Origin of the sequence: Archangium sp. (assembly GCF_045802675.1) — a bacterium.
GTDB lineage: Bacteria > Myxococcota > Myxococcia > Myxococcales > Myxococcaceae > Archangium.
Map to the genome: position 1 here is coordinate 22,143 of NZ_JBJMQO010000050.1, position 12,835 is coordinate 34,977.

Annotated in this window: 9 protein-coding genes; 3 read left to right on the forward strand and 6 right to left on the reverse strand. The window is 70.0% G+C overall.

From position 1 onward, the window contains the following. Nucleotides 1-4: 4 nt before the first annotated feature. From ACJ8AN_RS15050 to ACJ8AN_RS15060, 3 genes are read right to left on the reverse strand one after another with little or no spacing between them, the layout of a single operon-like run. A complete protein-coding gene (locus ACJ8AN_RS15050; protein WP_407756037.1) occupies nt 5-3,214 on the reverse strand; it encodes a helicase HerA domain-containing protein in 3,210 nt (1,069 codons plus the stop codon). A 34-nt stretch (nt 3,215-3,248) separates the two neighbouring features. After that, nucleotides 3,249-4,325 carry a hypothetical protein gene (locus tag ACJ8AN_RS15055; RefSeq protein ID WP_407756038.1) on the reverse strand — a complete coding sequence of 359 codons (1,077 nt, stop codon included), beginning with the start codon at nt 4,323-4,325 and terminating at the stop codon, nt 3,249-3,251. Then, nucleotides 4,294-5,595 (reverse strand): endonuclease domain-containing protein, encoded by a 1,302-nt coding sequence (locus ACJ8AN_RS15060; protein WP_407756039.1) that lies wholly within the window; start codon nt 5,593-5,595, stop codon nt 4,294-4,296. The genes ACJ8AN_RS15055 and ACJ8AN_RS15060 overlap by 32 nt, the downstream gene beginning before the upstream one ends. Nucleotides 5,596-5,732: 137 nt before the next feature. Between ACJ8AN_RS15060 and ACJ8AN_RS15065 the strand changes: the two genes are divergently transcribed. Next, nucleotides 5,733-5,981, forward strand: a complete 249-nt coding sequence (locus ACJ8AN_RS15065) for a hypothetical protein (RefSeq protein WP_407756040.1) — start codon at nt 5,733-5,735, stop codon at nt 5,979-5,981. A gap of 912 nt (nt 5,982-6,893) precedes the next feature. Beyond that, nucleotides 6,894-7,853 (forward strand): glutathione synthase, encoded by a 960-nt coding sequence (gene gshB / locus ACJ8AN_RS15070; RefSeq protein ID WP_407756041.1) that lies wholly within the window; start codon nt 6,894-6,896, stop codon nt 7,851-7,853. Between the two features lie 28 nt (nt 7,854-7,881). Here gshB and ACJ8AN_RS15075 read toward each other — a convergent pair whose 3' ends face one another. Together ACJ8AN_RS15075 and ACJ8AN_RS15080 are read right to left on the reverse strand one after the other, a co-directional pair. After that, on the reverse strand, nt 7,882-9,141 hold the full coding sequence (locus tag ACJ8AN_RS15075) for an adenylate/guanylate cyclase domain-containing protein (RefSeq protein ID WP_407756042.1): 1,260 nt from the start codon (nt 9,139-9,141) through the stop codon (nt 7,882-7,884). A 65-nt stretch (nt 9,142-9,206) separates the two neighbouring features. Continuing rightward, entirely contained in the window at nt 9,207-9,710 is a 504-nt protein-coding gene (locus tag ACJ8AN_RS15080) for a hypothetical protein (RefSeq protein ID WP_407756043.1), read from the reverse strand. A gap of 139 nt (nt 9,711-9,849) precedes the next feature. On the opposite strand from ACJ8AN_RS15080, the gene ACJ8AN_RS15085 reads away from it, so the two are divergent. Continuing rightward, a complete protein-coding gene (locus tag ACJ8AN_RS15085; protein ID WP_407756044.1) occupies nt 9,850-10,644 on the forward strand; it encodes a tRNA1(Val) (adenine(37)-N6)-methyltransferase in 795 nt (264 codons plus the stop codon). Between the two features lie 6 nt (nt 10,645-10,650). Here the strand turns inward: ACJ8AN_RS15085 and ACJ8AN_RS15090 are convergent, their stop codons facing one another. Next, nucleotides 10,651-12,834, reverse strand: coding sequence for an alpha/beta hydrolase-fold protein (locus tag ACJ8AN_RS15090; RefSeq protein ID WP_407756045.1), 2,184 nt, complete (start codon nt 12,832-12,834; stop codon nt 10,651-10,653). Nucleotide 12,835: the final 1 nt, after the last annotated feature.

Here is a 12,835-nt window from a genome sequence, read left to right on the forward strand (position 1 = left end):
TCGTTCAGGAGCCCGTGCGCCGGGCGTCGGCCGCGGGGAGTGTACGCGCGGCGAGCCGCAACAACTCATCATCGGAGAGCTGCTCGGTGGCGAGCACGGAGGGGTCGGTCTTCACGCGCTGCACGTTGCCCTCGCGGACGGCGTGGAACTCGCCGGTGGCCTGATTGGGAATCTTCGCGGTGAAGTCCGTCCGGGCCTCGCTGAGCATGGGCTTCATCTTCTCCAGCGAGTTCCTCTCCTTCACCCGGCCGATGTACCAGGAGCGGATGTTGTCGCGGCACTTGTAGTCGAAGTCGCCCGGGCTCTGCGTGGCGAGCATCAGCCCCAGGCCCGCCGAGCGCGCGCGCCGGATGAGGTTCTCCATGGGCTGCTTGGTGGCGGGCTGCCGGGTGGCTGGCAGGTACATGTCGGCCTCGTCGAACATGAGCACCGCTTGCAGGGCACTGGAGGGATTGCGGCCGAGCCAGCGCGACACCTCGATGAGCAGCTGGGACACCCAGAAGAGCACCTTGTCGTTGTCACCGAGGAACTTGGTGCTGATGACGCTCAAGCGCGTCTTTCCAGGCCGGGCGTGAGCCCCGCGTCCGAGCAGCAAATCCATGTCGAGCTTCTCGCCACCGCTGCCCAGCAGCGAGGAGGAGCCGAGCCGGAGCGTCTCCAGGTCCTGCACGAGCTTCTCGAACAGCTTCATCTCGAGCCGGCCCACGGCGTTCACCAGACGCGGGTCCTTCTCGTCGATGAAGTAGACGAGCTTCTCCAGGGTGACGCCCGCGGGCGAGAGCTGGACGAGCTGATCAATGGCTTGCGTGAGGACGGTGCGGCAGGCCTTGTCGCGCCCGTTGTGCTTGTAGTCCAGCATGCCGCCGAGGGCATCGGCCGCGAGCTGGGTGGCCTGCTTGCGATCGAACTCGGGCAGCGAGCCGAGCCCGTCCGGGACGATGGGGATGGCGAGCGGGCGGCCGTGGGGGTGCCCGGGGGTGAAGAGGGCCACGTCGAGCCGCTCGCGCAGGAGGGCCCGGCGCTCGGAGCGGTGCGGATCATCGAGCGGGCGCGTCCAGACGGCGTCATTCGCATACCCGGCGAGGTCTCCCTTGCGGTCCACGAGGATGGCGGGGATGCCCTGCAGCAGGAGCTGCTCCACCAGGTTGAGCGCGAGCGTCGTCTTGCCACTGCCCGGGCCACCGAGGAACGCCGCGTGCTGCACGAGCTCGTTGGGGCGGACGAGGACGGGCTCCTTGGACAGACTGTCCAGCTCGCCGATGCGCATGGGCTCGAGCTTGCGCGCGGGCTCCTTCGGGGCTTCCACCGGACGAGGGGGCTGCTCCGGGGGTGGCGCCTCGGGTTTCGGATCCGTCCGGATCGCGGTGGCGGGTTGGGAGGTGGCGGGCTTGGCGACGACGGCGGCCGGAGCCTGGCGGGCCACGGGACGCAGCTGGTCCAGGTCGAGGATGTCGCGCAGCGCCTTGATCTGCGTGAGGGGCCGGGCCGAGCGCAGCCAGGAGGCGAAGTCGGCACGGGACTCGTGCTGCTTGCGGAACACACGCAGCGCGAGCAGGGTGCGGCAATCACTGTCTTCCAGCACCGCGCGGCGCCCGCCCTTGGCGATGAGCTTGCCGAGCTCCTCGGCGACGGCGGCCTTCGGGTTGTTGGGGAAGGCAGTGGTGCGGACGATGACGAGCGTGCGGCCCCTCGCGTCCTTCTGTGTCTCCACAATCTGCCGCGCGAGTGCTCCGCCCTGAGGCTTCTTGTTGCACAGCGCTACGTGGAGCTTCCCATCCCCGGGAACGATGTCCACCTGGATGGCCTCGCCCAGCGTCCGGGCCTCGAAGCGGTGGCCGCTGTCCACCTCGTCCGTGCTCACCCCCAGTGCCCAGGAGAGGAGCACGGCCAGCTCGGAGTCATCATCCGGTGGCGAGCCCTTGTACGCGGCGCGGAAGTCGTTCCAGAGCGGATCCAACTCCGAGACCTGCGTGGACCCCGAGTGGCCCTCCTTGCCACCCGTGCCCGTCGGGAGCTCCACGAGCGGGAAGTGCTCGGGCAGTCCGTCCTCGCGGATGGCGAGCTCCCGGTAGCGGCGGCACTCGTTGAGCACGTCGCGGGCGCGCATGCCGGCCAGGGCCTCGAAGCCCTCGTGCGGGAAGGGGTACGTGGGCTCCGCGGCCTCGAAGGGCGCGTCCTCCTGCTCGTAGAGGTACTCCAGGCGCTTCTCGGCGATGAGCCGCGCTTCCTCGGCCGTGCGCAGGCTGTGCAGGCTGAGGGGCGCGGGATCCAACGTGATGCGATCCAACATGGGCCGCGTGAGCTGCGAGTGCATCGCCTCCCAGAAGTCCTTCAGGCAGCTGATGACCACCAGCGACGAGGGCACGCGATCGGCCAGGTCACACACCGTCTGCATGGCCCGCCGGAAGGGATTGCCGGCGTCGTGCGGATCGTAGATGTCCTCGAGCTGATCCACGCACAGCACCAGCGAGTGCTCCAGCGCGCGCATCAGCCGCCCGAGCTGCTCCACCATCTGCTTGGGATGCTCATCGTGGACGCGGGGCACCATTCCCCCGAGCACCTTGCGATCCGGCTCGGCCAGGTCCTCGCAGCGCAGGTACTTGAGGACGCGGCTCTTGATGCGCGGCTCGTTGCGCTGCAGGTAGAGCAGCGCGCGCAGGAGGTCCAACTCCAGGTCCGCGAAGGCCTCCTGGGCGATGAGCTCATCGGCCGCGTCACCGATGATTTGATGGACGTCGTCCGCGTCCGTGTCGGGCAGCGTGAGGCCGGCGGCCCACTTGCCGCACCGCGAGAAGAGCGCGCTGGAGAGCTTCGTCAGACCGGAGCCCGGATGCGAGGGCTCGCAGTAGGGCTGGTCGAGCGAGTCGATGAGGTTGGAGAGGACGTAGCGCCCATAGTTGGACGTGGACGTCGTCATCTGCATGTAGCCCACGAACCCGAGCGAGCGCTCGTGGACGCGGGAGCGGAAGGCCCGGACGAGGTGCGTCTTGCCGCAGCCGGACTCGCCGAGCAGCAGCAGGATGCGCCCCGAGTCCAGTCCCGGCGGGGTGGTGGCCCGGGTGAGCAGGCGCTCGAAGGCGGTGCGCGCCTCCTGGTGCACCCGCTCCACGTCGAAGGGATCCGGCCGCCAGATTTCGTGGCGGTGCTGGATGGAGTGGAAGACCTCGGTACGGTCCGAGAGGAAGGCTGCGAGACGAGGATCGTGCTGGCTCATCGGGAATCCCTGGCAACCGCGCGGAGGAAGGCGACTACAGGGCGATGAAGTGGAAGGTGGCGCCGAGGTAACGCGTCTCCGAATCGGAGACATCCGCCGGGTCCATGGCCTCCACCAGATCCGCCCGGCTCAGCGAGAGCAGCCGCGCACGGTTGGCCTCGACGAGCCGGCTCTTGAAGGTCTGCTCGTCCACGCCCTGGAGCTGAGCGCGCAGCAGGCGCCAGACGTGGGAGATGAAGATCTTGTCCTCGCCGAAGCGCCCGCTCGCCGAGGCCCTCGCCGCCTGCCGCACCCGCTCGGCGAAGCCCTGGAGCTGCTCACGCGGGGCCGGAGCCGCCAGGTCGAAGTAACCCGGCGAGGGCGCACCGGCCAGCTCGTTGCGCGCGGACGGCGCCGGAGAGACGGCGGGCCGCACGGGCTCGGGGGGAGTGACGGGCTCGGAGGTGGGGACGAGCCAGGAGCGCAGGGCCGCCAGACGGAGGCTCTCCGCATCCGAGCGCTTCGCACCCACGCTCCTCGCCGCGAGCTGACGCATGGCCTGGGTGGGCTCGGTCTCGCGCGAGGCCTGAAGCGCGCGGGCGAGCAGCACCGCCTGCACGGCGGCCAGGGTGAAGGGCTTGTCCGTCTCGACGCCGAGCTGCTTCCAGCACAGCGCGTCGCGCACCTGGGTGAGGCTGCGCGAGCCGGGCGACTCGGAGCCGAGCTGCTTCTGCACCAGCACCGCGCGCATGCCATCCGCGGTGCCGAGCCGTGCCAGGTTGCCGGTGGAGGGCGGCAGCTCCAGCACGCGTGCCAGCAGGTGCGTGGCCTTGAGCTTCTTCCAGCGGGTGCCCTCGGGCAGGCGCTTCACGCCGAGCCACGCGTGGGCATGCGTCCGCCCCTGGGCGGTGAGCTCGAGCCCATTGCGTGCCGTGCGCCGCGCGAGCCCGCCCGCCTCGAGCGCCGTGAGCGTCTCGTCGAGCCGGGTGCTCCAATCACTGGCGGTCCAACGGTGCTCGGCGAAGGGCTTGAGGGCGCGGGACAGCTCGCTGCGCGCGCCCTTGCCTTCCTCGCGCGTCAGCAGCCACGCGAGCGCCAGCTCACCGAGACGACAAACCTCGTGCCCCTCCATGTACGGCCTCCCCCCGCGAGCCCGTCTGGGAGAGGGCCTCGCGTCGTTGCAGGATGACTTCCGAGATAGTGTCGAGGATTTCCTCGAGCCGCGCCACCACGTCCCGGCTCAGGAAGCGCAGCACGATGTAGCCGTGGCGCTGCAGGGCGAGGTCCTTGCGCCGGTCCCGCCGGTAGGCCTCGTCGTCCTGGAAGTGGTAGTAGCCGTCGAGCTCCACTGCGAGTGAGAGCCGCCGGGCGAGCAGGTCCACCTCGACCTCGCGGCCCGCGAGGCGGAACCCCGGGGAGGCGTTGAGCTCGAAGAGCCCCTGCGTGGCGGGGTGCGAGTCGAGGATGGCGTAGAGGAAACGCTCCTCCGTGCTGCGCGCCCGGTCCTCGGGCGCGTCCTCGCGGGTGCCGCGCTGGTGCTCGCGGACCACCTCGCCGAAGAGCGTGAGCACCTCGTCCGGCGCGCCCTCGGCCGCGAGCCGGGCCAGCGGGCCGGAGAGCTCCTCGGAGGGTTGGACGCCGAGTGCCTCCAGTTTGCGCCCCAGGGCCTCGGGAGAGGGCGCGGCGAGCTCGATGAGGCCCTCGCGCACCATGGCGAGCGCCTGGGATTGGCCGCCGTGCAGGTACGCGTCGAGCGAGGGCGGCTCCGCGGTCAGTGCGATGACGAGGGTGGGGCTGGAGGCGCACAGCTTCGCGGCGATCCGGGCCGAGCGGGTCATGTCCTCCGCGCTGGAACCGGTGAGCAGCAGCGCGGGTGCGGCCTCGGGCGGGACGAGTGCCTGGAGGGCCGCGAGCACCCGGAGGGGCTCGTGCTCACAGGCCTCGAGCAGCGCGTCGAAGGGAGCGCTCGGCTTGTGGGTAACTCGTGGTTGGAGCAGATCCCGGCACGCGCTGGAGGCATCTCCATCGGGAGCGGAGGGAAACAGCTCCTGGAGGAGGACGTCGCGCTCGTGGACTGTCTTTCCCTTCAACCGCGCGGGCAGCTCGTGCGGTGCGAGGCCCGCGGCCCGTCCGAGGAATTCCGCCGCATCCGCCTCGAGGTCCCTGACGCGAGCGAGCGCCTCGACCCAGGAGCGGACGGCCTCGGCCTCGGTCGAGACGGGCACGTTGGAGGAGGGACGGTGGAGCGAGGCGAGCCAGCGATGCCAGAGGGAGGCGGCGGTGCGAGGAGGGCCGGCGAGCACGGTGAGCGTGGGGATGCCCTGCTCACGCCGGCGCTGATGCCGCTCCAGCTCGTGGAGGGCGAAGGCATCGCTCCGGGTGTCTGGCCTGGCGAGGGGCACGCACCCCGAGCGTCCTTGAAGTGGAGGCGCGGTATCAAGGGCCCCTCCCGGGAGGCGGTGTCCGGCAGTGGGCACCGCTGTGGATGGCGCACCGCTCCATCCCGGGCCCCTGGGGCAACATTCCGTTGGGGGGCCTCATGTCTCGACGCGCGATGCTCATGGCCTTGATGGGGTTGCTGGTCCTGGGGACTGCTTGTCCTGATGTCTACGGGATAGGCGGCAAGTTCGATCGGGCCATGGAGAAGGACATCAAGGAGATGCACGAGGAGCGAAAGCGCGAGCTGAAGGACCCGGATGTGGACGACGACGAGGAGTGGCACTGTCCGGAGGGCAAGGTGGAGGTCCGCGACTGCACCTCATTGCCTTGCAAGGTGGAATGCCAGTGAGGTGGAGCACGATCATCGGTGGCATCATCGGGCTCGTACTGCCCGTGCCGCTGATGCTGCTCATTGGCTCGATGCGCCAGGAGCAACCTTCCCTTCTTCCACTGGCTGAGCAGAGAGCGCTCCAGACCTTTGGGCGGGATTGCTGGAAGCGTGAGGACTGTGAGCCACCCCTGGCTTGCTTGTACTTCGCTGGTGAGCGCAAAGGCTTTTGTGGGGGCAGCACGTGTCAGGCGGACTTCCAGTGCGGTGAGGACTGGATGTGCCAGACGGTTCATTCGCTCGGGGATGGGGCGCTCATACGGACCTGTGTCCCTCCGGGGTTGAGAAGAGAAGGCGAAGCCTGTGTGCGGACCCTGGGAAGGGATGAAGAGACCTGCGCCTCGGGGCTGCGCTGCAACGAGGGCTGGTGTGGCCGTTCCTGCCAGGCGGATGAGCCCACGAGTTGTCCACGGGGCTTCTTCTGCCGCGAGGGGTTGAATGGCCCCTCGTGCCTTCCCACCTGTGAGGCCACGAGTTGTCCCGAAGGCCAACGGTGCATCGCCATGGGCGAGGGCATCTCGGTCTGCGCGGTGGTACGCGGGGAGAATTGCCAGCAGGTGCCCTGTTCCGCTGGCGGCCTCTGTTCCGTCTGGCCTCCGCGTTACAAGGACTCGGGCCTGGAGCTGAAGATGGCCTGCAGCCACCTCCCCTGTGGCGACGGCCAGCCCGCGTGCCCCCGAGGCACTTCCTGCGTTCAGGGCTCCTGCCAGCGCGACTGAGAGCCCGGTGGGCCGGACGCCGGACCGGCTGTGTGCCCACCGCGTCACCCGGAGTCCCTCCCCCACCCCGCGTGTTTTTTCTGTCGCGCGGCCGCCTCGCCGCGTCTACTCACCGGGTATCATTCCCCGCACCCCGCAGGAGGCTCTCGCACCCATGGCCGCGCTCACCATCGGCTTCCTCATGGATCCCCTCGAGACAGTCCGGGTGGACCATGACTCCACCTTCGCCCTCATGCTCGAGGCCCAGCGCCGCGGCCACCAGGTGCGCTACTTCGAGCAGCCCTGGCTGCGCTTCAGCGGCTCCGCCTCCGAGGCCCGCATGCGCACCGTCACCGTGCGCCGCGAGCCCGGCCGTCACTTCGATCTCCTCGACGAGCAGGTCCGCCCCCTCTCCAGCCTCGACGTGCTCTTCCTGCGCAAGGATCCGCCCGTCGACGCCGACTTCATCCAGGCCACGCAGCTCGTCGAGCTGTGCAACGGCCGCGCGCCCGTCTTCCTCAACAACCCCACCGGCATCCGCGACGCCAACGAGAAGCTCTTCGGCCTGCGCTTCCCCGACCTCATGCCCGAGACGCTCATCGCCCGGGACATGGCCGCCATCGCCCAGTTCGTCGCCCGCCACCCCGAGGGCACCATCCTCAAGCCCGTCGAGGGCTTCGGCGGCCAGGGCATCGTCTTCCTCCAGCCCGGTGACCGGAACACCCGCTCGCTGCTCGAGGTCCTCACGCTCGGTGGGCGCAAGGCCATCGTCGTCCAGGCCTACCTCCCCGAGAGCCGCCAGGGCGACAAGCGCATCATCCTCGTGGACGGCGAGCCCTGTGGCGGCGTGCTCCGCGTCCCCGCCCATGATGACCACCGCGGCAACATGGCGGCCGGTGGCACTCCGGTGAAGACGCAGCTCACCCCGCGCGAGCTCGAAATCTGCGCCCGCCTCAAGCCCGCGCTCCAGGAGCGGGGCCTGTACCTCGTGGGCATCGACGTCATCGGTGACTGGCTCACCGAGGTGAACGTCACCAGCCCCACGGGCCTCGCGGAGATCGACAAGCTGGACAACACCAACGTCGAGGCCAAGGTCATCGACGTGGCCGAGCGGCTCGCGGGCGCGCGGCGCTGACGCGCGGGCGCATGAGCGTGAGCAGGACTCAGGCGGCGCTCGTCGAGCCCGAGGCGAGCCGGGGCACGAACACCTCCACCGGCTGGGCCTTGCCCTTCACCAGCACCGCGCCGATGGGCGTGCACGTGAGGGCCTCGCCCGCCTGGGCGCGCGTGGCCTCGGTGATGAGCAGCTCCACCCCGTGCGCCTTCGTCAGCCCCTCTACTCGCGAGGCCAGGTTCACCGCGTCGCCGATGATGGTGAACTCCTTGCGCTCCTCGGTGCCCACGTCTCCCATCACCACCCGGCCGGTGTGCAGCCCCACGCCGATGCGCAGTGGCACCTGGCCTCGCGCCGTGCGCACGCGGTTGAGGGACTCGAGCGCCTCGAGCATCGCCAGCGCGCACCGCACGCCCGCCTCCGCGTGGCGCGGCTGCGGCAGCGGCGCTCCGAAGTAGGCCAGCAGCCCGTCGCCGATGAACTTGTCCAGCGTGCCCCCGTGCGCGAACACCACCCGCGTCATCGCCGCGAGGTACTCGTTGAGCTGCTCCACCACCTCGGGCCCGGTGAGCTGCTCGGAGAGCGTGGTGAAGCCCCGCACGTCCGCGAAGAGGATGGTGACCTCACGCTCCTCTCCGCGCGCCTCGCCCTCGCCCAGACGCATGATGTGCTCGGCGACGGCGGGCGCGAAGTAGCGAGACAGCCGCGTCTGGGACGCCTGCTCGCGCAGGACGACGCGGATGAGCCGGTGGATGCGCACGGTGGCCAGCACCGCTCCCGCCGCTCCGAGCAGCGGCAGGAAGAGGAACGCCATCGAGATGAGCGCGTCCGTGTGGAGCAGCCGCAGGAAGAGCGTCTGCACCACCAGCGCCATGACCGAGCCCACGAGCACCACGCGCACCTGCAGCGTGAGCAGCGAGCAGAGGATGATCAACAGGAAGAAGGCGACATTGAAGGCCGCCACCCCGATGGGCGTGGGCGAATACTCCGCGCGCACCCATTGGAGGTACGCGATGAAGGGGAGATCCAGGAGCGCGGGCGCGTAGGCCATCAGCCGCACTGGCACCCGTTGGACGCGGTAGAGCAGTGCGAGCACCGCGGCGAAGGCGGCCCAGGCGAGCAGGGGGGTGACCGAGTCCCTCCAGGCCGGATCGCCCTCGCGAGTGCCTTGGAGTGCCAGGAGCAGCCAGACGCCGACGCCCACCAGGCGCAGGATGTTGAGCCCGCGGACCACGGGACGCTGCTCGGCCTGGAGGGCGCGCTCGTAGGCTTGCGCGAGCCCCGGTTCACTCCGCTGCTGGATGCTCAAGACAGCCACGACTCATAGCAGGCGCGAGGGGCTCGTGGGGAGCCCACCCCCTGGTGGCTTCGGGCTCAGCCGCCGTGGCCCATGACGGACAGGGTGACGGTGCAGCCCTTGCCGGACGTGGTGTCCATCGTGGTGAGCGTGGCGGAGAGGATCCGGCGGCCCTCGCGCAGGAACACCGAGCCCGAGGCGCTCACGTCCAGCGTCACCGTCCGCTCGTCCGAGGGGCTCATCGCCCTCACGGTGCGCGTGTCGATCCGGAACGAGCCGAGCTGCTCGATGTCTCCCACCGGGTCGGGGAGATAGACCTCGCCCGTGAGCGGTACGGAGAGCTGCGTGGACGGATCGATGACCTCCATCACCACCCTGCGCCCGTTGTCGCTCTGGAGGATTTGCACCGTGGGCGCGAGCAGATAGGGGCTGAAGTCACACTGCCCCACGGACGTGGCGTCCTCGAGGGCATACGCCCCGGAGAGGTCCGGGCAGGTGTTGGTACACGGCACCGGGTCGGTGCCACAGCCGCTGGAGGCCAGGGCGAGGAGGACGACGGGAAGGGAAAGGTGCCGGCTCATGGGGCAGGCAAGCTGTGCATCCCCCGGTGTGCGTCCAGCCCGGGAAGTGGCCTGGGATACAGCCGCCCCACGGGTGTGGACCGCCGGATAGAGTGAGGGCCCGCTGCCCGACAGTCCCGGCGCCCTACCGGAGCCTTCCTTGAGCGAAAAGAGCGACGAGACGCTCGACTCCATCGGCACGGCGAACGTGCGCGTGCTGCAGCGCCGCGGCGGCTACCGCTTCACGCTCGACGCGGTGCTGCTCGCCGCCTTCGCCGCCACCGAGGGACGGGACGCGGGAGGCCCGCTGCTGGAGCTCGGCGCGGGCAGTGGCGTGGTGTCCTTCCTGCTCGCGTGCCAGTTCGGCCTGGGGTCGGTGGACGCGCTGGAGTTGCAGCCCGAGGTGCACGCGCGGCTGGTGCGCGCCGTGTCACTCAATGCCTGCGAGGGACGGGTGCGGCCGGTGCTCGGGGATTTGCGCGAGGCACGCTCGCTCTTCGCGCCCGGGGCCTACGCGCACGTGGTGTCCAACCCGCCCTTCCGCCCGGTGCACGCGGGCGTGCGCAGCCCGGACGCCGAGCGCGCCATGTCCAAGCAGGAGCTGGCGTGCGATGCGCCCTCGGTGGTGGCGGCCGCCCGGCACGCGCTGTCCCCGGGGGGACGGGTGAGCCTCGTCTACCCGGCGGCGCGGGTGGCGGAGGTGCTCGGGCTGCTGGTGGAGGCGAAGCTGTACCCGGTGGCGCTGCGCTTCGTGCACGCGCGGGTGGAGGCTCCGGCGACGCGCTTCCTCGTGCACGCGGTGCGGGACAGACAGCGGGGGCTCGCGGTGCGCCCGCCGCTCATCGCCCACGGCGAGGGCCCCGGAGGGTACTCGCCCGAGGTGGCCGCCCTCATGGAGCCACCCCGGGCCGAGCGCCCGCCCTCCCCTCTCATCGAGCCGGAGGGCGGGGACTGAGAGGGATTACGGCACTACGGGGTACAGGTACTTGAGAATGTCGCCGAAGCGCGCGGCCCAGGCCTTCTCGTTGTGCTTGGCACCGTCGACCACGGTGTACTTGAGGTCGCTGTCGAGCACCCAGCCCTTGTTCACCAGCGCGTCGCGCAGCGCGTCGGCATCCGCCACCGTTTCAGTGTTCTCGGTGCTGGAGCCGGACTCGGCGGTGCCGATGTCCTCCCAGATGCGCAGCGCCGGCTTCTCCGTCAGCGCGTTCACCTTCGAGAGGATGTCCTTGTTCGCCCACCACACCGAGGGCGAGACGACGCCCAGCCGGCTGAAGGTTCCCGGGTACTTCATGCCCAGGTACATGGACACCAGGCCGCCCAGCGACGAGCCCGCGAGGCCCGTGTACTGCGCCTCGGGCTTCGTGCGGTACGTGCTGTCGATGAGAGGCTTCAGCTCCTCGACGAGGAACTTGCCGTAGTCATCCGCCCGGCCGCCGCCGTACGTCGCGTCCGATACTTGCGTGTACTCGGGGATGCGGTCCGCGGTGTTGTAGACGCCCACGATGATGACGGGCTCCACCTGGCCGGACTCGACGAGCTGCTGCGCCGTCTCGTCCACGCCCCACTCGCCCGCGAAGGCCGTGGTGGCGTCCATCAGGTTCTGCCCGTCGTGCATGTACAGCACCGGGTAGTGACGCGAGGGGTTCGCCTCGTAGTCCGGCGGCAGCCAGACGATGACGTCACGCTTCTTGAGCGTGGTGTCCTTGGGCGTCACATCGCGCAGGTACTTGATGTTGCCCGTGAGTACCGGCGTGGCGGGCACTCCGTCGAGGTCCGCCCACTTGGCCACCGTGAGGAAGAGGCGCGCGAAGCCGCTGCCCGTCGAGTAGGTGCGGTTGTCGATCTCCTCGCCCGCCGGGCCCTTCTCCACGGTGTCCCACGAGCCGCGCGTGAACTTGTACTCGAGCGACGTTCCCGGCGTGAAGGACAGCGTGATGGCGAAGCGGTTGTTCACCGCCTTGTACATCCTCACCAGGCCCGGGTCCCAGGGGCCCACCTGGTCCTGGTTGCCGACGATGTAGAGGCTGTCGGCCGCGGGCGTGTTGCTCGGGTAGGCGACGACGAAGGCGATCCGCGGCTCGGTGTCACCGCTCTCCGGGCCCCAGCGCTCCACCGTGAGGTTCACCATCTCGTCGGCGTTCACCTTGAACGAGCGCGGAGGCACCACCGCGCCCGCCGTGTCGAGCGCCACCTGCGCGCTCGGCGCGGTCATCTGGACGTTGTAGGAGAAATCCAGGCCGCGGCGCAGGGCCACCGTGGCCTGGAAGGTGGTGCCTCCCTGGTAGGTGAGCGCGAGGCCCGCGCCCAGCACCTCGTTGTTGCTCTTGAGGACGAGGTGGGCGTCAGCCGGGGTCTCCGGCGGCACGGTCACCTTGAAGGTGAGCTGCGAGGGAACGTCGCCCCAGCGGCCGACGGCGAGCTCGAGGCGCTCCAGGCCGCTCTTCGTCGTATGGGTACGGGTGAGGTCCTCACCATGGCTTCCCGCCTCCACGGTGTCCGCCGTGCCGCGCGTCACCCGGTACTCGAGCGACGTGTTGGGCGCGAACGAGAGCACGGCGACGTAGCGGTCGTTCACCGCCTTGTAGAGCTTCACGCCATCCGGCTTGCCGCCGCCCAGCTCGGGCGCGTTGCCGGACAGCCAGAGGCCGTTGTCCAGGGGCGTGCTCGCCTCGGGCACCTGGACGAGGAAGGCGAGCCGCGGCTGGGTGTCGCCGCTCTCCGGGCCCCAGCGCTCCACGCTGAAGCTCACGTTCTCCTCGGTCTCGTGCACGGTGACGGTGCGCTCGGGCACCGCCGCGCCCGCCGCGTCGAGCGCCACCTGCGCACCCGGCGTGGTCATCACGATGCGGTAGGTGAGCGCCTTGTCCGTGGGCAGCTTCGCCTTCACCGAGAAGGTGGTGCCGCCCTGGAAGATGAGCTCCAGGCCCTGGCCGGAGGAGCCGTTGAACGACGGATCCGCGCCCTCGAGCAGCAGGGTGGCGTTGACGGGCGTCTCGGGCGGCACCGTCACGTCGAACCGCACGTCGGAGTAGCGCTGCTCGGCCGGAGGCGTCGTGGGGGGAGGTTTGGGATCGCAGCCGGCGAGGGCCGTCAGCGCGAGCAGCAGGAGGAACGGGAGACGAGAGGGTTGTCGTTGCGTCATG

Excerpts from the sequence above, each read along its gene's own strand:
- ACJ8AN_RS15050 (WP_407756037.1), bottom strand. The coding sequence starts at position 3,214 with ATGAGCCAGCACGATCCTCGTCTCGCAGCCTTCCTCTCGGACCGTACC.
- ACJ8AN_RS15055 (WP_407756038.1), bottom strand. The coding sequence starts at position 4,325 with ATGGAGGGGCACGAGGTTTGTCGTCTCGGTGAGCTGGCGCTCGCGTGG.
- ACJ8AN_RS15065 (WP_407756040.1), top strand. The coding sequence starts at position 5,733 with ATGTCTCGACGCGCGATGCTCATGGCCTTGATGGGGTTGCTGGTCCTG.
- gshB (WP_407756041.1), top strand. The coding sequence starts at position 6,894 with ATGGCCGCGCTCACCATCGGCTTCCTCATGGATCCCCTCGAGACAGTC.
- ACJ8AN_RS15080 (WP_407756043.1), bottom strand. The coding sequence starts at position 9,710 with ATGAGCCGGCACCTTTCCCTTCCCGTCGTCCTCCTCGCCCTGGCCTCC.
- ACJ8AN_RS15090 (WP_407756045.1), bottom strand. The coding sequence starts at position 12,834 with ATGACGCAACGACAACCCTCTCGTCTCCCGTTCCTCCTGCTGCTCGCG.